At 69.9% G+C, this 19,713-nt stretch carries 19 protein-coding genes; 11 read left to right on the forward strand and 8 right to left on the reverse strand.

All coding sequences use genetic code 11. The annotated features are described in order from the left end of the window. Positions 1–42: 42 nt before the first annotated feature. The gene (fdhD, locus tag OG558_RS31140) at positions 43–870 is read right to left on the reverse strand and encodes a formate dehydrogenase accessory sulfurtransferase FdhD (RefSeq protein ID WP_405066164.1); all 828 of its coding nucleotides are present in this window, start codon (positions 868–870) and stop codon (positions 43–45) included. 17 nt (positions 871–887) lie between these two features. After that, the gene (locus OG558_RS31145) at positions 888–1,892 is read right to left on the reverse strand and encodes a phosphotransferase family protein (protein ID WP_405066165.1); all 1,005 of its coding nucleotides are present in this window, start codon (positions 1,890–1,892) and stop codon (positions 888–890) included. 57 nt (positions 1,893–1,949) lie between these two features. On the opposite strand from OG558_RS31145, the gene OG558_RS31150 reads away from it, so the two are divergent. Next, complete coding sequence (locus OG558_RS31150) at positions 1,950–2,567, forward strand: trimeric intracellular cation channel family protein (protein ID WP_405066166.1); 618 nt, start codon at positions 1,950–1,952, stop codon at positions 2,565–2,567. Here OG558_RS31150 and OG558_RS31155 read toward each other — a convergent pair. Beyond that, positions 2,550–3,278, reverse strand: a complete 729-nt coding sequence (locus tag OG558_RS31155) for a MerR family transcriptional regulator (protein WP_405066167.1) — start codon at positions 3,276–3,278, stop codon at positions 2,550–2,552. The genes OG558_RS31150 and OG558_RS31155 overlap by 18 nt on opposite strands. 39 nt (positions 3,279–3,317) lie before the next feature. Beyond that, complete coding sequence (locus OG558_RS31160) at positions 3,318–4,517, reverse strand: MFS transporter (protein WP_329478451.1); 1,200 nt, start codon at positions 4,515–4,517, stop codon at positions 3,318–3,320. Between the two features lie 48 nt (positions 4,518–4,565). On the opposite strand from OG558_RS31160, the gene OG558_RS31165 reads away from it, so the two are divergent. The 3 genes from OG558_RS31165 (at position 4,566) to OG558_RS31175 (ending at position 7,037) form a co-directional block, all read left to right on the forward strand. After that, positions 4,566–5,645, forward strand: coding sequence for a ferrochelatase (locus OG558_RS31165; protein ID WP_405066168.1), 1,080 nt, complete (start codon positions 4,566–4,568; stop codon positions 5,643–5,645). Further along, on the forward strand, positions 5,642–6,442 hold the full coding sequence (locus tag OG558_RS31170) for an inositol monophosphatase family protein (protein WP_329478447.1): 801 nt from the start codon (positions 5,642–5,644) through the stop codon (positions 6,440–6,442). Before OG558_RS31165 ends, OG558_RS31170 begins: the two co-directional genes overlap by 4 nt. Positions 6,443–6,737: 295 nt before the next feature. Next, entirely contained in the window at positions 6,738–7,037 is a 300-nt protein-coding gene (locus OG558_RS31175) for a DUF4193 domain-containing protein (RefSeq protein ID WP_130379292.1), read from the forward strand. 76 nt (positions 7,038–7,113) lie between these two features. Here OG558_RS31175 and OG558_RS31180 read toward each other — a convergent pair whose 3' ends face one another. Further along, positions 7,114–7,440 carry a DUF4235 domain-containing protein gene (locus OG558_RS31180; protein WP_405066169.1) on the reverse strand — a complete coding sequence of 109 codons (327 nt, stop codon included), beginning with the start codon at positions 7,438–7,440 and terminating at the stop codon, positions 7,114–7,116. Positions 7,441–7,469: 29 nt separating this feature from the next. Further along, the gene (locus OG558_RS31185; protein WP_405066170.1) at positions 7,470–7,925 is read right to left on the reverse strand and encodes a DUF3093 domain-containing protein; all 456 of its coding nucleotides are present in this window, start codon (positions 7,923–7,925) and stop codon (positions 7,470–7,472) included. Positions 7,926–7,978: 53 nt separating this feature from the next. Here OG558_RS31185 and dut point away from each other — a divergent pair, with 53 nt between their 5' ends. The 4 genes from dut to OG558_RS31205 all read left to right on the forward strand — a co-directional run bounded on the left by dut (position 7,979) and on the right by OG558_RS31205 (position 10,372). Then, on the forward strand, positions 7,979–8,431 hold the full coding sequence (gene dut / locus OG558_RS31190; protein WP_329478440.1) for a dUTP diphosphatase: 453 nt from the start codon (positions 7,979–7,981) through the stop codon (positions 8,429–8,431). 77 nt (positions 8,432–8,508) lie between these two features. Then, complete coding sequence (locus OG558_RS31195) at positions 8,509–9,159, forward strand: DUF3710 domain-containing protein (RefSeq protein WP_405066171.1); 651 nt, start codon at positions 8,509–8,511, stop codon at positions 9,157–9,159. Between the two features lie 18 nt (positions 9,160–9,177). Then, a complete protein-coding gene (locus OG558_RS31200) occupies positions 9,178–9,567 on the forward strand; it encodes an OB-fold nucleic acid binding domain-containing protein (protein WP_405066172.1) in 390 nt (129 codons plus the stop codon). Continuing rightward, entirely contained in the window at positions 9,560–10,372 is an 813-nt protein-coding gene (locus OG558_RS31205; RefSeq protein ID WP_405066173.1) for a DUF3159 domain-containing protein, read from the forward strand. Before OG558_RS31200 ends, OG558_RS31205 begins: the two co-directional genes overlap by 8 nt. 6 nt (positions 10,373–10,378) lie before the next feature. Here the strand turns inward: OG558_RS31205 and OG558_RS31210 are convergent, their stop codons facing one another. Together OG558_RS31210 and OG558_RS31215 are read right to left on the reverse strand one after the other, a co-directional pair. Then, a complete protein-coding gene (locus OG558_RS31210) occupies positions 10,379–11,056 on the reverse strand; it encodes a TrkA family potassium uptake protein (RefSeq protein ID WP_329478431.1) in 678 nt (225 codons plus the stop codon). Beyond that, entirely contained in the window at positions 11,056–11,718 is a 663-nt protein-coding gene (locus OG558_RS31215; protein WP_405066174.1) for a potassium channel family protein, read from the reverse strand. Before OG558_RS31215 ends, OG558_RS31210 begins: the two co-directional genes overlap by 1 nt. A gap of 92 nt (positions 11,719–11,810) precedes the next feature. Here OG558_RS31215 and OG558_RS31220 point away from each other — a divergent pair, with 92 nt between their 5' ends. The 3 genes from OG558_RS31220 (at position 11,811) to OG558_RS31230 (ending at position 19,713) form a co-directional block, all read left to right on the forward strand. Beyond that, complete coding sequence (locus tag OG558_RS31220) at positions 11,811–13,841, forward strand: APC family permease (protein ID WP_405066175.1); 2,031 nt, start codon at positions 11,811–11,813, stop codon at positions 13,839–13,841. Then, complete coding sequence (locus OG558_RS31225) at positions 13,838–15,046, forward strand: class I SAM-dependent RNA methyltransferase (protein ID WP_405066176.1); 1,209 nt, start codon at positions 13,838–13,840, stop codon at positions 15,044–15,046. The genes OG558_RS31220 and OG558_RS31225 overlap by 4 nt, the downstream gene beginning before the upstream one ends. Before the next feature lie 143 nt (positions 15,047–15,189). Further along, positions 15,190–19,713 carry a hypothetical protein gene (locus tag OG558_RS31230; RefSeq protein WP_405066177.1) on the forward strand — a complete coding sequence of 1,508 codons (4,524 nt, stop codon included), beginning with the start codon at positions 15,190–15,192 and terminating at the stop codon, positions 19,711–19,713.

The raw sequence follows: 19,713 nt of genomic DNA on the forward strand, positions 1-19,713 counted from the left end.
TGGGCATACCCCCTTAGATCTGGGGATCACCTCCTTACGTGCTCACCGGAGGATGCGCTCGGGGGAGCTGTAGACGACGCAGCGGTCGCCTCGGGTGAAGCCGGCGAGGGTGATGTTGAAGCGGCGGGCGAGGTCGACCGCGAGGCTCGAGGGAGCGCCGACGGCGACGATCATGCCGATGCCTGCCGCGGCTGCTTTTTGGATGATCTCGTAGCCGGCGCGGCCGCTGACGGCGAGCACCAGGCCCTTGCAGCTGTGGTGGTTGAGGACGGTCCAGCCGACGACCTTGTCGACGGCGTTGTGGCGGCCGACGTCCTCCTTCACCACGATCTTGCGGCCGTCCGTGGTGAACAGGCCGGCCGCATGCAGGCCGCCGGTGCGACTGAAGGTCGGCTGGGCATCCCGGAGCAGATCGGGCAGGCGGCGTACGACGTCGACCGATACCTCGACCGGGTCGACCGGCTCGTACTCGCGCTCGGCGAGTTCGTCGAGGCTCTGCTGGCCGCAGACACCGCACGCGGCCGACGTGACGCCGTACCGCTGGGGTGGTTCGCGGTCCGGGGGTCCGTCGAAGGTGACCGTAACGGTGTTGAACTGCTGGTCCCGGGTCAGCTTCACGTCGGTGCAGTAGGCAACGGTCCGGATCGCGTCCGGCCGGACCGCGAACCCCTCGCCGAGGCAGAACCCGGCCGCCAGCTCGAAGTCGGAACCCGGCGTCCGCATCGTCACCACCAGCGGCTCGGGCGGCCGGCCCGGCCACTCCAGCCGCAGCTCCAGCGGCTCCTCGGTGACGACGACATCCTCACGCCGGGACGTCCGGTCGCCGTCCAGCACCTCGACCTTGAACCTGGTGGTGGGGCCTTTCGTCATACTCCCACCGTAGGCGCTCACCAGCCGCGGCGTACGGCGAGCCAGTCGAGGAAGGTCCAGGCGTAGAACCGCTGATGCTCACGCAGCGCCGGCGTACACCCGAGTGGCGGGGGAGCGTCGGCGTTCCTCATCATGTACGCCGCGATCACGCCGGCGAAGCAGTCGAGGTGTTCGGGAGGTACGTCGGCCGTCAGCGGGCTGCTGTGGATGGCGGCGGCTGTGTCGATGCCTTGGTGCTGGGCGACCGGAAGCAGTCCGACCCAGTCCATCCAGCGTGGGCCGAGCGCCAGCCAGTTCCAGTCGACGGTCCAGCAGGTGCCGGTCGCGTCGAGCAGGAGGTTGTCGGGCCGCAGGTCGCCGTGCGTCGCCGCCTCTCCCGCGAACGCCTCCGGTGCCAGCTGCACCAGGTCCGCCAGCTCAGGCAGGATCCTGGGCACCCACGGCTGCAACCGCTCCGGCAACGGCCGCTCACCCGCGACGATCTGCCCCGGGACCTGCAGCGGCGACTCGTCCCCGTCCAGATCCTGGATGAAGGCGTGCAACCCCTCCAACGGACTCGGCTCCATCGCCACCGCGATCCGCTCACACATCGCGGTCACCACCGCGAAGTCGTCTCCCGTCCACGGCGCCCCCGGCATCCGCCCCTCCACCCACTCGGACACCACCGCAAACCACCGCCGCCTGCCTTCCGCGGGAGGGGGTCCATCGACAGCGTGGGCGGTGGTGATGATGGCGGGGACGTGGATCGCGGAGGGCAGCTGGGGGACTACCTCGGCTTCGCGTTGGTAGGCGTGGTACGCGTGCATGGTGTCGTCGGCGGCCTTCACGAAGACGCGGCGGCCGTCGGCCAGCTGGATCGGGGCCGCGAAGCCGCCGGTGAAGCCAGAGCCGACCGGGGGAGCGGCCGCGGTGATCTCGGTGCCTAGGGCAACGGCTAGGGATTCGTGCAGGGCGGGCGGGAGCGTGTTCCACTCCGGACGCAGCGAGGTTGCGGTGTAGTCGACGTCGGGCGCTCCGCTCATGTCCACCGACGATAGAGCGCACAGGCCGGTAGGCGCGCGTGGTTTAGCGTGCGGGGTGTGAGTGGATCCGTGGTTCTGCAGGTGCTTGATCTGGTTGGCATCTTTGTGTTCGGGATCACTGGCGCGCTGGTCGGCGTACGCAAGAAGCTCGACGTGTTCGGCATCCTGGTGCTCGCGCTCGTCACCGGGCTCGGCGGCGGCTTCATCCGGGACGTGCTGCTCGGTGCGACGCCGCCCGCGGCGCTGCAGGACTGGCGGTACCTGGTGGCGCCGGTCGTGGCCGGGCTGCTCACGTTCTTCCTGCATCCCGGCATCGGCCGGCTGGAGCGGCAGGTGAACATCTTCGACGCGGCCGGTCTCGCCCTGTTCTGCGTGATCGGCGCGCTGAAGGCCGTCGACTACGACCTGTCGCCGCTCGCGGCCGCCCTGATCGGCACGATCTCCGGCATTGGCGGCGGTGTGATCCGCGACATCCTCAGCGGCCGGGTTCCGGTCGTGCTCCGTGCGGAGATCTACGCCACGCCGGCCTTCCTCGGCTCCGGCATCGTGGTCGTCGCCGCAGCGCTGAAGTACGACGCCCTGTGGGTGCCGATCGCCGCGGCGGTGACGTGCTTCGGTATCCGGCTGATCGCGATCCGCCGCGGCTGGAACGCGCCGCTACCCCGCAATCCGTGACGGCGCGGCCCAGCCGTTGACGACGGCAAGCAATTCCAGATACCGCGGCCAGCGCGGGCCGGCCTCGGTACGACGAAGCTCGATCAACCGGCCGCGGAACTCCGGATCGTGCCGCAGTGGGCCGTCCGCGACCAGAGCACGGTAGCCGACGGCCATCCGTCGTACCGCGGCCCGGAAGTCGTCGTCCTGGACCAGCGCGGCCAGCTCCAGCCACGCCTCGACCTGCCGTGCGTCGGCGTCGTCGGGGAGCACCGGCGTCAGGTTCTGCCGGATCGCCGCGAAGGCGGGGTCGTCGCCGAGCGTCGAGGTGAGGAAGTCCGCGATCAACGTACGGCGTTCCCGCTCGGACTGGGCAGTCAGTTCATGCATGAGGTCGAGCTCCTCCGGGGTCGAGTGACGATGGGCGGCCACCGACAGCACCGCCTGCTGGAGCCGCAGCGTCTGGATCTGCAGCGCGACGGCCTCGGCGTGCGCGGTCAGTACGTCGGCCAGCGTCCGCTCGCGCTCCAGCACGGCCCGCACCGTCGGCAGATCGATGCCAAGGGAACGCAACGTCCGGATGAGCTCGAGCCGCGCGACCGCGTCGGCGTCGTACCGACGGTGGCCCGCAGCAGTACGCCGTGATGGCAGCAGCCCGTGGTCGGAGTAGTACCGCACGGTCTTCACCGTCACGCCACCGAGCCGCGCCAACTCACCGATCGAGTGATCCATGCCGACACCCTCACATCTCCCGTAAGAGGAGATACAAGCCTAATTGTGGGCGAAGCGAGTCTTGGGGCGGGCGAAGGTAGTGGCGAGGGCGGCGACCAGGGCGCAGACGATGCCGATGGAGAAGGGGACCCAGTAGGCGGTGGAGGGGCCCCAAACGTCTACTGCGTGGCCGGAGGCGGCGTTGCCCGGGGCTACCCCCAGGAGGATGCCGGTGACGGTCCAGGTGATCGCCTCGGTGAGGCGCTGGGGCGGGACCCACTCCTCGACGCAGGCGGTGAGGGCGACCATCGTGGGCGCGATAGTGAAGCCGCAGAAGAACAGCACCACACCGACGAGCAGCACGCTGTTGACCCAGGGGAGCGGGGCCAGGCTGACGGCGAGCAGGATCGTGCCGAACAGCAGCCGCCGCTCGACCGGGGCGCGCCAGTGGACCGAGCCGTACCAGAGACCGGCCAGCAGGCTGCCGAACGCCCACACGGCCAGTACGACGCCGGACAGCTCGGCCTGACCCTTCTCGGTGGTGAACGCGATCGTCACTACCTCGACGCCACCGAGAGTCGCGCCGAGCCCGAGACCGACCAGGCTGAGCAGCATCAGCGAGAGCCAGGGGAGTGGCGCCTGCTCGGCACCATCGGACTTACCTCGTCCGGGCGGGTCGGAGGCACGCAGCGATGCCAGCCAGATCCCGCCGGCCAGTCCCAACACCGCCGCGGCGGCCAGGGCGGCGTACGGGCTGATCTGGGTGGCGAGCGTGGTGACGAGGACCGGACCGACGATGAAGACGACCTCGTCGCCGACCGCCTCGAGGGCGAACGCGGTCTGCAGAGCCCGCCCGCGGCCGAGTAGATGGGTCCAGCGGGCGCGGACGAACGAGCCGACCTGCGGACGGGTGCCACCGGCAACGAACGATACCGCGTACAGCACCCAGACGGGTGCGTCGGCACGCACTGCGACGAGGAGTGCCGCGAGAGCGATCGTGCAGAGGACCGAACCGATCAGCAGCAGCGTCCGCTGGCCGAAGCGGTCGACCAGCCGGCCCTGGATCGGGCCGGTCAGCGCGCCGGCGATCACCGCGACGCCGGACACCGCGCCGGCCAGGCCGTACGAGCCGCTCTCGCGCGCGATCAGGATGACGATGCCGAGGCCGATCATCGAGATCGGCATACGCCCGAGGATCCCGGCAGTGAAGAACGCACTGGCACCGGGACGGCGCATGAGGTGGACGTAGGGCTTGAGCATGAGGGACCGGCAACACCCTAACTGTTGCCGGTCTGAGAAACTCGGAATATGCCGCTGCCCCAGTCGCCCGCCGCCGCGCCGTACGACGCCGTCCTCCTGCTGTCCTTCGGTGGTCCCGAGAAGCCCGCGGACGTGTTGCCCTTCCTGCAGAACGTGACGCGCGGCCGCGGCATCCCGGACGAGCGGTTGAAGGACGTCGGGGAGCACTACTACGCGTTCGGCGGGAAGAGCCCGATCAACGACCAGAACCGCGCGCTGCTGAAGGCGCTGCGGGAGTCGTTCGACGAGATCGGCCTGGACCTGCCGATCTACTGGGGCAACCGCAACTGGGCGCCGTACCTGACCGACACGCTGCGCGAGATGGCCGCCGACGGGATCCGTCGCGCGGTGGTGATCGTGACCGCCGCCTACCCGTCGTACTCCGGCTGCCGGCAGTACCGGGAGAACCTCGAGGACGCGGCCCGTGAGGTCCCGGACGCGCCGCGGATCGACAAGCTCCGGCACTACGCGAACCACCCCGGCTTCGTCGGCTCGTTCGTCGAGTCGACCGCCGAGGCGCTGAGCCGGCTGCCCGAGGGGTCCGCGATCGCCTACGTGACGCACTCGATCCCGGCCGCGATGAACGCGACCAGCGGCCCGGACGGCAACGGGTACGTCGACTGGCACCTGGACGTGGCCGCGGAGATCAGCGCCGAGCTCGAGCGCCGTACCGGCCGGACCCGGCGGACCGACCTGGTCTACTGCTCGCGGTCCGGACCGCCGCAGATGCCGTGGCTCGAGCCGGACGTGAACGACCACCTGGAGACCCTCTCGGCCGAGGGTGTGCCGGGCGTCGCCGTCGTACCGATCGGGTTCGTGAGCGACCACATGGAGGTCATCTACGACCTCGACACCGAGGCCGCCCGGACGGCCGAGAAGCTGGGCCTGCCGATGGCCCGGGCCGCGACGCCCGGGACGGACCCGCGGTTCGTCACGATGCTGCGCGACCTGGTCGTCGAGCGGGCCGCGGCCGAGCGCGGTGAGCAACCGGCCCGCCCGTGCGTCGGCAAGCTCGGCCCGGGCTGGGACGACTGCCGCCACGACTGCTGCCCACCTTTGCGCCGTCCTACTTCTAAGGAAGCCGTATGACAGCCGAAAGCCCCCAGGACCTGCTCAAGCTGGCCGTGGAGGTGGCGGAGGAGGCGGCCCGGCTGATCGTCGAACGCCGCCGCGGCACGATCACGGTCGCCGACACCAAGAGCACCGTCACCGACGTCGTCACCGCGGTCGACCGCGAGTCCGAGGAGCTGATCCGGGCCCGGGTCCTGAAGGCCCGCCCGGACGACTCGTTCCTCGGTGAGGAGGGCGACGACGTGGCCGGCACCAGCGGCGTCCGCTGGGTGGTCGACCCGATCGACGGCACGGTCAACTACCTCTACGACCTCCCGACGTACGCCGTCTCGATCGCGGTCGAGTACGACGGGGAGACGGTCGCCGGTGTGGTCGTGGACGCACCCCGGGGCGAGGTGTTCACCGCGACCAAGGGCGGTGGCGCGTTCGCGGACGGTCAGCCGATCCGGGTGTCGGGATGCACCGAGCTGAGCACCGCCCTGGTCGGGACCGGGTTCGGGTACGACCCGGCCCGCCGGCAGGTCCAGGCCGACGTGATCCAGCACCTGATCACCAAGGTCCGCGACATCCGCCGGATCGGGGTCGGCGCGATCGACCTGTGCTACGTCGCCTGCGGCCGGCTGGACGCCGTCTTCGAACGCGGTCTGAATCCGTGGGACTACGGAGCGGGTGCGCTGATCGCGGCCGAGGCCGGCGCGACCACGGGCGGGCTGAACGGTGCCCCGGTCTCACCGGAGATGTCGATCGCGGCCAGTCCGGCGCTGTTCGGGCCGCTCCACGACCTGCTCGCCGCCGCGGACCCCTTGCGTGCGTAGCGGTCTCTGAATGCTCGTTTCTGCGCAGTACTGAGCATTAACGAGCATTCTCGTGTTCGGTCATGACATTTTTGCGACACGCGGGTCAGAACCTGGACCCCAACGCGCGCGTAGGGCCCTTCATAGGGCACAATCCCGTCCTCGGGAACGGTTGTTGCCGGTCCCGGCCTGGCTGTCAAGGGTTTCGGGGGACGAAGGTTCAGCGTGGTGCTCACGCGCGGAATTTCTCGGCCGCTTTACCCGTTCAAGGGCTCAGCAGGCAACACCACGGGTACGAAGAGGGCAGGGAAACACCATGGCGACTGATTACGACGCCCCGCGCAAGACGGACGAGGACGCTTCCGAAGAGTCGATCGAGGAACTGAAGACTCGCCGTCACGACAAGAACTCCGGCAAGGTCGACGAGGACGAGGCCGAGGCCGCGGAGAGCTTCGAGCTGCCCGGCGCCGACCTGAGCCACGAAGAGCTCGCGGTGCGGGTCCTCCCGCGCCAGGCCGACGAATTCACCTGTTCGAGCTGCTTCCTGGTTCACCACCGCAGTCAGCTCGCGGAAACGAAGAACGGGCAGCTGATCTGCCGCGACTGCGCAGCCTGACACCAGCGCCCTTCTTCGGCTCGACCAGCACGGGACCGTCCCCAGATCCTCGGGGACGGTCCCGCGCTGTCTCGAGTCAGTCCTGCTTCTTCACCAGGCCGGTGTCCGTGTCCTTGACCAGGCCCTTGGTCGTGTCCTGCTCATACCCCGGCGGCGCGTAGCCCGTCGACTTCAGCCAGTACTGCGCCGCCCGCCGCTCCGCGAACAGCTTGGCCGCCGCCGCGGCGGCACCACTCGCCACCGCCCAGCTGACCACCTCGGCGTACCCGCCCTCGCCGGCCTTCGGCGGCTTCCCGCCCGAGCCGAGCTTCCAGGCCGTTCGGACGGCCTTGTTCGCGACCAGTCCCACCACCAGCGTGAACGCGGTCAGCACCAGCTTCCAGCCGATCTTCGCTCCGACCACAGCAGCCTCCTAACGCAAGTCCCCGACAGTCAGGATCTTGCCACGCTGTTGCCCCTCAGGGCTGCCGCCAAGCGGTCCGGGTGCCGCGTGGCGATCACCCAGTACGGCGCCGGGTCGCGCGGATCGGTGATCTGGACCCGGACGGCGCTCCGCACATACGGGCGCAGCAGCAGGTATGCCTTCGGGTCGCACTCCCGTCCGAACGCGCGCCGCGCGTCGTCGCCGGTCAGTGCCTCGACCGTGCCCAGGTGCGCCCGTTCGATCACGGCCCGGCCGGCCCGGAGCCGCTCGCCGTCCACCTCGACCCGCGCGGCGCCGTACTGGAGGAAGAAGAGCACCAGCAGGACCGCGGCGGTGACGCCGACGAAGACGCCGCCGAACGACCCGACCGGTACATAGGTGATGACGAAGAGCGTGACTGTCGCGATGACGGCGATGATCCACCACGACACCGGCACGCTCAGCTTCTCGCGATAGGTACCCACAAGGACCAGCCTGGCACGGGGGCGGTGCAGGCTCATCGGTAAGGTCGCCTCTCGTGACCGAGGTTCTCATCCAGCGACTCGACCCCGACCTCCCGCTCCCGTCGTACGCGCATCCCGGCGATGCCGGCGCGGACCTGGTGGCGACGAGCGACATCACTCTCAAGCCCGGCGAGCGTGGCCTGGTCGGCACCGGGATCGCCATCGCCCTGCAGGACGGGTACGCCGCCTTCGTGCACCCGCGCTCCGGATTGGCCGCGAAGCACGGGGTGACGCTCGTGAACGCACCTGGCACTGTGGATGCGGGCTACCGTGGCGAGATCAAGGTGTGTCTGATCAACCTCGACCCGCGCGCCGAGGTGACGCTGCGGCGTGGCGACCGGATCGCACAGCTGATCATCCAGCCGGTGGAGAAGGCGCGGTTCGTCGAGGTGACCTCGCTCCCCGGTTCGGCCCGCGGCGAAGGCGGACACGGTTCGACCGGCGGCTTCGGTGATGTGACACGCTGAGCGGAGCAGGTCCACCTGTTGACCTGACGGATGCGCGAAACTACGGCGGGTTTGTACCGACACCATAAGGAAACAGAATGATCTTCCGCCGCAAGGCCAAGAACGAAGACCCCGAGACGACCGAGACGGACGCAGCCGTCGAGGAGACGGCGGAACCTCGCGCCGAGGGTCCGTTCGACTCCAGCGAGGTCGACCCGTCGGTCCTGGAGGCGGAGGACCGGATCGACCTGGGCGCCCTGGTGATCACCGGCATGCCGGGGATGGAGCTTCGGCTGCAGGTCGACGAGCAGACCGGCCAGGTGCAGGCGATCCTGCTGGTGCTGGAGGACTCCGCGCTCGAGCTGCGGGCGTTCGCGGCGCCGAAGAAGACCGGTATCTGGACCGAGGTCCGGCGCGAGATCGCCGCCGAGGCCAGCCGGATGGGCGGTACGGCGACCGAGACCGAGGGCACGTTCGGCACCGAGCTCGTGCTGGTCGTGCCGGTCGAGGACCCGGATGGACAGATCTTCAGCCAGACCTCGCGGGTCGTCGGCGTGGACGGTCCGCGCTGGCTGCTCCGGGCGACGGTGCTCGGCCGGGCCGCAGTCGAGCCGGATGCCGCGGCACCGATGGAGGAGACGCTGCGCAACGTCATCGTGGTCCGCGGCGCCGAGCCGATGGCCGTCCGCGAGTCGCTGCCGTTGCAGCTGCCGCCGGGCGCTCAGCCGGCTCCTGACGAAGAGGCCTGACGGACTACACTCGATCGCATGGGTAGTGAGAAACCCGCGGGGCTGTGGCGGCGTGCCTTCCGCGGGCTGGCCGGAGACCGCGATCAGCAGGACGCCGAGGTCCTCCAGGACTTCGCGCACGACTGTGGTGCGCGGTCGATCACCGGCTGCCACGACCGCGAAATGGTCACGCTGTACGGCACGCTGCGCACGATCACGTTCAGCCCACGCGGCGGCGTACCGGCCTTGGAGGGCGAGTTGTACGACGGCACCGGCACGGTCAAGCTGATCTGGCTCGGCCGGCGCAAGATCGCCGGGATCCATCCCGGCTCGGAACTGATCGCCTCCGGGCGGATCGGTGTCGTCGACGGCGACCGGGTGATGTTCAACCCGCGCTACGAACTCCGCCCGACGGCCGCCCATGGCTGAGCCGACGTCGCGCCGCGACCAGGTCGGAGAGAACCTGGAAGAGAAGCTGGTCGAGATCCTGCGCCCCGAGCTCGAGGCCGCCGAGTCCGAGCTGACGGATCAGCCGGTTGCCGGCGAGGAGAAGCCGGACGACGAGCCGGTCAAGCATGCGCCGAGCACCGACAAGGACTTCTTCCATGCGCTCGGCGGCTGGGGTGCGCTGCTCGACATCGGGCTGCCGTGGATCGCGTTCCTGATCGTCTACGCGGCCACCGACCACAACCTGCAGGTCGCGCTGATCGTCGCGGTCGCGTGCGGTGCCGCGGTCGCCCTACTGCGTCTCATCCGCCGGCAGCCGCTTCGCAACGTCTTCGGCGGTTTCGTCGGCGTCCTGATCTCCGCCTGGGTCGCGAACCGCACCGGCAACGCCAAGGACGTCTACGTCCCCGGCCTGCTGACGAACCTGGGGTACGGCGCTCTGTACCTGATCACCGTGCTCGTCCGCTGGCCGCTGTTCGGCGTGCTGTACGGCGTGATCACCCAGACCGGCACGGCCTGGCGCAAGGACCCCGCGATGCTGAGGGGTTTCTCCCGGGCCACTCTGGTGTTCGTCGGCCTCTTCGCGGTCCGGCTGATCGTCCAGGTGCCGCTGTACTTCACCGGCAGCCTGAACGCGCTCGGCATCGCGAAGATCGGCCTCGGGCTCCCGTTCTACGCGCTCGCGCTCTGGCTCGCGTACGCCGTACTGCGCGGCTCACTGCCGCCGGAGAAGTGGGACGAGGCGCGTGACCACGTGACCCACCTGCTCCGGGGCAACAAGAAGTAAGAGGTCTTACTCGGCCGCGTGGCGGTGGTGCGGGGAGAGCATGTCCTCGAGCTGCTCCTCGGTCTCGTCCGCGGCGACGAACAGCAGTTCGTCGTTGAGCTCGAGCGTGCCTTCGGGGTCCGGCCGCAGGACGCGGCCCTCGCGCAGGATGACCACCAGCGCGGTGTCCAGAGGCCAGTCGATGTCGCCGACCCGCTGACCGATCATCGGGGAGTCCTCGGGCAGGGTCAGCTCGACCAGGTTCGCGTCGCCCTGGCGGAAGGTGAACAGCCGGACCAGGTCGCCGACCGAGACCGCCTCCTCCACCAGCGCGGACATGATCCGCGGGGTGGACACCGACACGTCGACACCCCAGGCCTCGTTGAACATCCACTCGTTGCGCGGATGGTTGACCCGGGCAACGGTCCGGGGAACGCCGAACTCGGTCTTGGCGAGCAGCGAGACGACCAGGTTCACCTTGTCGTCACCGGTGCTGGCGATCGCCACCTGGCAACGCTGCAGGGCGGCCTCCTCCAGGGAGGACAGCTCGCACGCGTCGGCCAGCAGCCACTCGGCCCGCGGCACCGACTCGGCCTTGATCGCCCGCGGGTCCTTGTCGATCAGCAGGACCTCGTGGCCGTTCTCCAGCAACTCGGCGGCGATCGACCGACCGACGTTCCCGGCTCCGGCGATGGCTACCCGCATCACAGCTCCTCAGGCTTGGTGCCGAGTTGGGACTCGATCGCCGCGACATCCCGCTCCAGCATCACGACGTGGACCAGGTCACCCTCCTGGATGACCGTGTCGGCGCGGGGGAGCAGTCCCTCGCCCAGCCTGGTCAGGAACGCGACGCGGGCGCCGGTGGCCCTCTCGATGTCGAACGCGAGCCGGCCGACCCACTCGGTGTGCACGTGCACCTCGGCCAGCCGGACCGTCGCGGACGGGTCACGCCACTCCGGCTCGGAGCCTTCCGGCAGCAGCCGGCGCATCATCTGGTCGACGGTCCAGCGCACGGTGCCGACGGTCGGGATGCCGAGCCGCTGGTACACCTCGGCGCGACCGGGGTCGTAGATCCGGGCCACCACGTTGCTGATCCCGAAGTTCTCCCGGGCCACCCGGGCGGCCAGGATGTTGGAGTTGTCGCCGTTCGAGACGGCGGCGAACGCCTCCGCCTCCTCGATCCCGGCCTCGATCAGCACCTCGCGGTCGAAGCCCATCCCGACGATGGTGCGGCCGGTGAAGTTCGGGCTCAGCCGGCGGAAGGCGTCGGCCGACTGGTCGATGATCGCGACCGTATGGCCCCGCTTCTCCAGGCCCCGCGCCAGCGTCGACCCGACGCGGCCGCAGCCCATGATGACGACGTGCACTCCGTGATCACTCCCTGCCCGTGGGGCCGCTGGCATCGGTTCGGCAGGGATAGACGCTACACCGGCTCTCACGCCCCTCTAACATCACCGGTGTGACTCCCGCTCTAGGCGACATCGGCAAACGGCTCCTGCTCGGCCGCAAACTGCGCAGCACCCAACTGGGTGAGACCCTGCTGCCCAAGCGCATCGCCCTCCCGGTGTTCGCCAGCGACGCACTGTCGTCGGTGGCCTACGCCCCTGACGAGATCTTCCTGACGCTGTCGATCGCCGGCCTGGCGGCGCTGACGATCTCGTGGAAGATCTCACTGGCTGTGGCGGTGGTCCTGGTCGTGGTGGTGCTGTCCTACCGGCAGAACGTCCACGCGTACCCCTCGGGCGGCGGCGACTACGAGGTCGCCAACGAGAACCTCGGTCCGACCGCCGGCCTCACCGTGGCCAGCGCGCTGATGGTCGACTACGTGCTCACCGTCGCTGTGTCGATCTCGTCGGCCGCGCAGTACGCCGCGTCGGCGATACCGGCGCTGGAGGGACACCAGGCCCAGGCGGCCGTGATCGCTGTGCTCTTCCTGACCACGATGAACCTGCGCGGCGTGCGCGAATCAGGTGCCGCCTTCGCGATCCCGACGTACATCTTCATGGTCACCATCCTCGGGATGGCGGCCTGGGGCTTCGGCCGGCTGCTGTTCGGCACCTTGCCGGACGCGGCCAGCTCGAACCTGGGTCTCATCGCCGAGGGTCAGTTCGCGCACGGTGCGAGCGGGCTGGCGATGGCGTTCCTGGTCCTGCGGGCGTTCTCGTCCGGCTGTGCGGCGCTGACCGGTGTCGAGGCGATCAGCAACGGCGTGCCCGCCTTCAAGAAGCCGAAGAGCAAGAACGCGGCGACCACGCTGGCCTTGCTCGGCTCCATCTCGATCGCGATGGTGGTCAGCGTGGTTGCGCTGGCCAATGTGATGAAGGTGCGCTTCGCCGAGAACCCGGCCACCCAGCTGACCCTGAACGGGGTGCCGGTCGGGGAGGAATACCACCAGGACCCGATCATCGGGCAGTTGGCGAAGGGGATCTTCGACCACTTCTCACCAGGCTTCTACCTGGTCGCGGCGGCGACCGGCGTGATCCTGGCGCTGGCCGCGAACACCGCCTTCAACGGCTTCCCGGTGCTCGCCTCGATCCTGGCCCGGGACGGCTACCTGCCGCGCCAGCTGCACACCCGCGGCGACCGGCTCGCGTTCAGCAACGGCATCATCATCCTGGCCGGCTTCGCGATCGTGCTGATCGTCGCCTTCAACGCCGAGGTGACCCGGCTGATCCAGCTCTACATCGTCGGTGTGTTCGTGTCCTTCACGATCAGCCAGACCGGCATGGTCCGGCATTGGACCCGGCTGCTGCGCGACGAGCAGGACCCGGGCCAGCGGGCCCGGATGAAGCGGTCCCGGGTGATCAACACGATCGGCCTGACGCTGACCGGCATTGTGCTGGTCATCGTGCTGATCACCAAGTTCCTGCTCGGCGCGTACATCGCGATCATCGCGATGGCGGTGCTGTTCATGCTGATGAAGGGCATCCACCGGCACTACGACACGGTTGGCAAGCAGATGGCGGTCGAGGGTGACGAGCCGCTCATGCTGCCGTCCCGGGTGCACGCGATCGTGCTGGTGTCCAAGCTGCACAAACCGACCCTCCGGGCGCTGGCCTTCGCGAAGGCGGCCCGGCCGTACACGCTCGAGGCGGTCACAGTCGACGTCGACCGGGACGAGTCGGAGGCACTCCAAGCCGACTGGGATCGCCGGGGGATCCCCATCCCGCTGAAGCGGCTGGCCTCGCCGTACCGCGAGATCACCCGGCCGATCCTGCAGTACGTACGCGACATCCGGCGGCAGTCGCCGCGGGACGTGGTGATGGTCTACATCCCGGAGTACGTCGTCGGCCACTGGTGGGAGCACATCCTGCACAACCAGAGCGCCCTGCGGCTCAAGGGGCGGCTCTTGTTCACACCTGGTGTCATGGTTACGTCGGTTCCTTACCAGCTGATCTCGGCGCATGACGCGGAGGAGCGGCAGGATCGAGTGGAACGGGTGGCCGGCCAGGTACGGCGTGGGGCCCGCAAGGCGTCAGGAGATCGGTGACAGACGAGGACATCGTCGGGACGGTAGTCGAGCTGGAAGTAGGCCCAGTCGCGCACGGAGGACACTGTGTGGCCCGGCACGAGGGGCAGGTGGTGTTCGTCCGGCACGCGTTGCCGGGTGAGCTGGTCCACGCCCGCATCACCGAGCAGAACGCGAAGTACCTGCGGGCGGACGCCGTCCAGGTACTGACGCCGTCACCGCAACGGATCGAGCCGCCCTGCCCGTACGCCGGGCCCGGACTGTGTGGCGGCTGTGACTTCCAGCACGCCAACATCGTGGAGCAGCGACGGCTGAAGGCGACCGTGGTGTCGGACACCCTCCGGCGCATCGGCGGCATCGAGCGCACGATCGTGATGGAGTCCCCAGGCGACGACGGCCTCGGCTGGCGGACCCGGATGCGGTACGCCGTGGTCGACGGGCGACCGGGGATGTACGCGCACCGCTCGCACGACCTGGTCCCGATCGACCGGTGTCTGATCGCTCACCCGGGGACTCCCGACGTACTGAGTGATCGGTGGCCCGGTACGTCGTCCGTGCAGGCTGTGGTGTCGTCCGAGGGCAAGACCGCCGTACAGACGGACGAGGTGCCCGGTGGGCGGGTTGTCGAGGTGGTTCGGGGCCGGCGGTTCCGGGTGGAGGCCGGTGGGTTCTGGCAGGTGCACCCGGCGGCTCCGTCGACGCTGGTGGACGCTGTCATGAGCGGGCTCGAGCCGATGGCGGGGGAGACGGCGCTGGACCTCTACTCCGGCGTTGGGCTGTTTGCGGCGTTTCTGGCTGAGGCCGGGTGCCCGGTGCTGGCGATCGAAGGGGACAAGGACGCCGTACGGAACGCGCGGCGGAATCTGCATGACCTGCCGGACGTGACGCTCGAGACCGGCGATGTGGACCGGGTGCTGAACACGGCCGCCGGGAAGGGGCTGGAGCATGTCGATCTGGTCGTGCTGGACCCACCGCGGACGGGGGCAGGGAAGGACGTCGTACGGCGGATCGCGGCGCTGGGACCGCGACGAGTGGCGTATGTGGCGTGTGACCCGGCGGCGCTGGCGCGGGATCTGAAGACGTTCGGGCGGCTCGGGTACGGGATCGCGTCGCTGCGGGCGTTCGACCTGTTCGGGATGACGCATCACATCGAGTGCGTCGCCATACTCGAGCCTGTGGACAGTACTGATGCCACGCCTCCGGCGCGGCGGGGCATGGGGCTGTGACTCCCGCCCTTCCCTCGTCGCTCCAGTCGCTTCGCTCCCTCCGCTCCTCAGTCCAGGCCGGGAGGCCCCATGACCGGGAAGTCGCGGCCGGTGGAGGGCTCGGGTAGCGTTCTGGCCCTGGATTCCCATGCGCTGGAGACCTGATGCCGCTCGTTGACCTGGACGACCCGGAGGAGCTGCGCGCCCGCTGGACCGCACTCGCCGCGGTCGCCCATGCCACGGGCTTCGACCGGCGGTGGTACGCCGACGCCGACGGGTATCACCATCAGGACGAGACCGCGTCGGTGCTGCGGATGCTGCGGCTCGAGGACGGGCGGGCGGTGCTGTTCGGGTTCCACACGCAGCACAGCCAGACCGCGGGCACTGACCTGTTGGCCGGGTCGCCGGACTGGATCGGGCAGCCCGAGGTGCGGCAGCGGATGGCTGCGGGCGAGCTGGGATTCGTGTACGGCGCGTTCAACGGGACGTGGGCGCGGGCGTCGTACCCGGGGGACCCGTGGCAGCCGGTGGAGGACGGGTTCGCGCCGATCGGCCAGTGGGTCACCTCGGACGAGGCGGCCGCCGACGAGATGATCGAGTGGGTCGCCGGGTGGGCCGACTACCTCGGCGGGCTCGACGAACTGCGGCCCTTCGGGGTGCAGCTGATCCGGAGCGTGGGTGCTTCGGGTGTCACCGCCGGCGCCTTGCAGTCCTTCTTCGATCGCTTCGAGATCGACCCGCGGTCGCCGGTGCAGCCCGACCTGCCGGCCGGGGTGCTCGCGGGGGAGGACTTCACCCGGAACTTTGCGGTACCGGAAAGTTTCCCCGACGAACCTGACACAGCCGAGGTCTCGGTCGTTGAGGATGTCGTGATTGGAGCATCCGACGGCCGGCCGGACGACGACGAGGAAGAGTCGTTCGTCGTCCCACCCGGCATCAGCCCGTTCACGGGCCAGCCGATCGACGATCCGCCGCTCCGGATGACGCCGGCTTCCCACGACGAGGCGCCCGCCGCCCGTGACGAGGCTCCTGACCGTGACGAGGCGCCCGCCCCTCATGAGGAGTACGGCGTCACGGCCAAGAAACAAGGCTGGCTCCGCCGCCGCAAACACGACGACGCCACCGACGCCGACTTCCCGAGCGAGGCGGGCGCTTACCTGCCCGACGTCCCTCTCCAGGGTGGTCCCGCGCCCGGCACCTACCTGCCTGACGGTATGGCAGGTAGCGGGCTCCCCATGCGTTCGGCGTACGACTCGCCCCTCCCATCCTCCGAGCCGCCGCGCGTCGGCGGCGGCGTCCATGAGGGCGACGACTTCTACGCCAGCCTCTTCGCCGACGCCCCCGCCGCGGCCGGCCACCAAGACACCCCCGCCGCCGACGAACAAGACTGGGAAACCGCCGAACAACCGGCCTGGTCCGAGCAAGAAGCCACCAGTGAATACACCCCTTTCGCGGACGAGCCCCCCACCGACCCCCACCGAGACTGGGTAGGCGGCGCCTGGATCAACGGCGAATGGGTAGAAGACCCCACCGCCCACCGCCCCAACACCCCACCCCCGAACTCTCCGCCAACCCCCTCACCCTTCGACGCCCCCACGGCCGACACCCCGTTCCTCCAACCGGCCGAGCACCCGCCGGCGGAGTCTCCGTTCGCCCCCGGCAATCCCGCTCCGGCCGGATCCCCGTTCGCCCCGACCCACCCCGCCGACGCCCCCACGGCTGATACCCCCTTCCTGCAATCGGCCGAGCGCCCGTCGGCGGAGTCTCCGTTCGCCCCCGCCAATCCCGCGTCGGCCGGGTCCCCGTTCGCCCCGCCTCGCCCAGCCGACGCCCCCACGGCCGACACCCCCTTCCTCCAATCACCCGAACGCCCGTCGGCCGAGTCCGCGTTCGCCCCCGCCAGTCCCGCGTCGGCCGGGTCCCCGTTCGCCCCGCCTCACCCAGCCGACGCCCCCACGGCCGATACCCCCTTCATCTCGCCAGCGGATTCGCCATCGGCTGGTTCGCCGTCCGCCCTCAGCGGATCAGCTGACTCAGCGCCGGCCGACTCGCCATTCGCCCCGACATCAGCTGCCGCCGATCTCGAAGACGACGACGCCCCCACCGCCGAGATCGCCGCTGTCCTGGACACAGACCCAGCCGAAGAAGAACCGTCCTCCTTCACCGGCCCATCCCCGTTCGCCCCGGTCCCACACCCGGAGCCCACGACCACTGCACCCACCCACCCCGACACCGGCCACCCGACAGACCACCCCACGCCCCCCGCCGCCCACCCGAACGACCCGTCAACAGCGCCCGGCACTACGGTCGCTCGTCCGACAAAGACCGAGGCACAGCTCGCCGGTCGCCTAGGCGACCCGTCCTCAGCACCCGGCGCTGCGGCCGCCCGTCCGACGGAGACTGACGCGCAGCCCGCTGCGCGCCTAGGCGACCCTTCGACGGCGCCCGGCACTCCGGCAGGCCGTCAGACCGACCTTGCAGCCCAGTCCGCCGCAGGCGACCGCCTCTCGGCCCCGTCCGCTTCCGCCTCACCCTTCTCGGCCCCGCAGGCAGACCCGGCAGCTGAATCCGATCCGGACGCCCGTTTCTCGGCCAGGACCACCGACTCCGCCGCCCCAGCCGCGCGTTTCTCGGATCCGTCCGCGGAAGCCGACTACGCCGACGACGAGACCGCCGAGATCCCCGCAGTGCCGGCCGACTCCACCGAGCCAGCTGCGGATGAGCGTCAAGCACATACAGCAGCGCAGCAGCCTCAAGCGCCCACAGCCGCGGAGGCGTACCAAGCTCCCGCAGCAGCGGCGGCACATCAAACGTCTGCGCCAGCTCGGGCGCATGAAGCACCTGCGGCAGTCGACGAGCATCAGGCACTTGCAGCAGCGGAGGCACATCAGGGTCCCGCGGCAGCGGAGACACATCGACCATCTGCGGCAGCGCAGGCACATGAAGCACCCGTGGCAGCGGACGAGTATCAAGCACGCGCGGCAGCGGAGGAGCAGCAAGCATCCGGGGCAGCTGACGAGACCTACCGGGCAGCCGGAGACGGGTTGGCGGGCGGTGGGCGCCCGAGGCTCCGGTCCAACGTGGTGGGCGACGAGGACGAGGAGCAGGGCTACGACCTACCGGCTTCGACGGCTAAAGCTCAGGTCGAGCCTCACCCTCAACCCCAGCCATGGCCCCAGCCCCAACCGCACCCGGAGCCCTGGCCTCAACCCGAGCCCCACCCAGCCCCCTGGCCCGAGCCCACCCCACCGAGCCCCGAACCGACCCCAGCCCCCGACCCATACCCCACACCCACCCCTGGCCCGGACCCGTCACCCATCCCAGGGCCGGAGCCGCACCCACATCCGATCCCCGGCCCGAACCCGGACCCGATCCCGGGCCCCGACCCTCAACCAAACCCGAACCCGGATCCTCAGCCCTGGCCAGACCCAGAACCAGTCCCACAACCCGAGCCCGAGCCAGGACCACGCCCCGAGCCCGAGCCAGCCCCCTGGCCGGACCCAGAGCCATCCCCAGAGCCAGATCCAACCCCACGCCCAGAACCCACCACCCACGTAGCGCACGGGCAATGGCCGGACGCCGACCCGCACTCGCCGCAGCAGGACTCGACGCACCAGCCGGAGCGCACCACGCACGTGGCGCACGGCGAATGGGTGGACGGCGGCGAGCAGGAGTCGTCGCCGGAGTATGACGCGGCAAGTCACCTTGAGCGCACGACGCGGGTGGCGGACGGCGGATGGGTGGACGGCCGCGAGCAGGATTCGTCGCGGGAGGATGACGCGGCGAGTCACCTCGAGCGCACGACGCGGGTGGCGGACGGCGAATGGGTCGACGGCGGCGAGCAGGAGTCGTCGCGGGAGTATGACGCGGCAAGTCACCCCGAGCGCACGACGGATGTGGCGCAGGACGGCTGGGCAGAGGATTCGGAGGCAGCGGAGCACGCGGGCGCCGAGGTGTCGGCTGGGTTTGCGGCGGATGAGGATGACGAGCCGACTGGCTTTGTGCCCGTGATCGGTGGTGACTGGCCGACCGGATCCTTCCCGGCGGTGAACGGGTTCGCGGACGAGGCGACGGAGGCCGATCGGCACAACGGGGATGAGCGGAACGGCGCGCCGCACGGGGTGCGTGGGGAGTCGGCTGCGGATGTTGTGGCTCGGATGTCTATTCCCGGGTTGGGGCTGGTGGGGGCGGACGGGCCCCGGATCGCCCCGCCGCCGGGGTCGATCGAGGAGGCTATGCGCTCCGAGGTCGAGCGGCCCCGGCCACGGCCGCAGGAGTCGGACGCTGTGAAGGCGCTGCATGCGTGGTGCCGGGCGAGGACCGCGATCGTGCCGTCCGGGTTCACCATCCAGATTCAGGTGCTGGACCCGAGCGCCCCGTCGTACCGGTTCGACCTGGAGCCGCCGGATGTGGACGACCCGGAGTTCGCCATGGACAAGCTGAGCGGTCTGCTCGGCGACCTTTGGCAGATCGAGGCGCAGAGCGACGTGGGCGGTTGGTTGTTCGCCCGCATCGACGTGGCCGGCCGGACCTTGCGGATCGACCGGTGGTACGACCGGGTCCCGGACTGGTGGGACAACCCGATCGAGCCGCGCCTCGACGTACACGGTCTGGTACGCCGCCTCTACAACCGCGGTCCGCAATGGCAGCCGTCATACCTGGAGAAGCTGTACACCACCGCGAGATAG

The organism is Kribbella sp. NBC_01510, from assembly GCF_045040325.1.
In the GTDB taxonomy this organism is placed as follows: domain Bacteria; phylum Actinomycetota; class Actinomycetes; order Propionibacteriales; family Kribbellaceae; genus Kribbella.

Excerpts from the sequence above, each read along its gene's own strand:
- OG558_RS31230 (WP_405066177.1), top strand. The coding sequence starts at position 15,190 with ATGCCGCTCGTTGACCTGGACGACCCGGAGGAGCTGCGCGCCCGCTGG.
- OG558_RS31165 (WP_405066168.1), top strand. The coding sequence starts at position 4,566 with ATGCCGCTGCCCCAGTCGCCCGCCGCCGCGCCGTACGACGCCGTCCTC.
- OG558_RS31175 (WP_130379292.1), top strand. The coding sequence starts at position 6,738 with ATGGCGACTGATTACGACGCCCCGCGCAAGACGGACGAGGACGCTTCC.
- OG558_RS31155 (WP_405066167.1), bottom strand. The coding sequence starts at position 3,278 with ATGGATCACTCGATCGGTGAGTTGGCGCGGCTCGGTGGCGTGACGGTG.
- OG558_RS31195 (WP_405066171.1), top strand. The coding sequence starts at position 8,509 with ATGATCTTCCGCCGCAAGGCCAAGAACGAAGACCCCGAGACGACCGAG.
- OG558_RS31145 (WP_405066165.1), bottom strand. The coding sequence starts at position 1,892 with ATGAGCGGAGCGCCCGACGTCGACTACACCGCAACCTCGCTGCGTCCG.
- OG558_RS31160 (WP_329478451.1), bottom strand. The coding sequence starts at position 4,517 with ATGCTCAAGCCCTACGTCCACCTCATGCGCCGTCCCGGTGCCAGTGCG.
- OG558_RS31210 (WP_329478431.1), bottom strand. The coding sequence starts at position 11,056 with ATGCGGGTAGCCATCGCCGGAGCCGGGAACGTCGGTCGGTCGATCGCC.
- OG558_RS31205 (WP_405066173.1), top strand. The coding sequence starts at position 9,560 with ATGGCTGAGCCGACGTCGCGCCGCGACCAGGTCGGAGAGAACCTGGAA.
- OG558_RS31170 (WP_329478447.1), top strand. The coding sequence starts at position 5,642 with ATGACAGCCGAAAGCCCCCAGGACCTGCTCAAGCTGGCCGTGGAGGTG.
- fdhD (WP_405066164.1), bottom strand. The coding sequence starts at position 870 with ATGACGAAAGGCCCCACCACCAGGTTCAAGGTCGAGGTGCTGGACGGC.
- OG558_RS31200 (WP_405066172.1), top strand. The coding sequence starts at position 9,178 with ATGGGTAGTGAGAAACCCGCGGGGCTGTGGCGGCGTGCCTTCCGCGGG.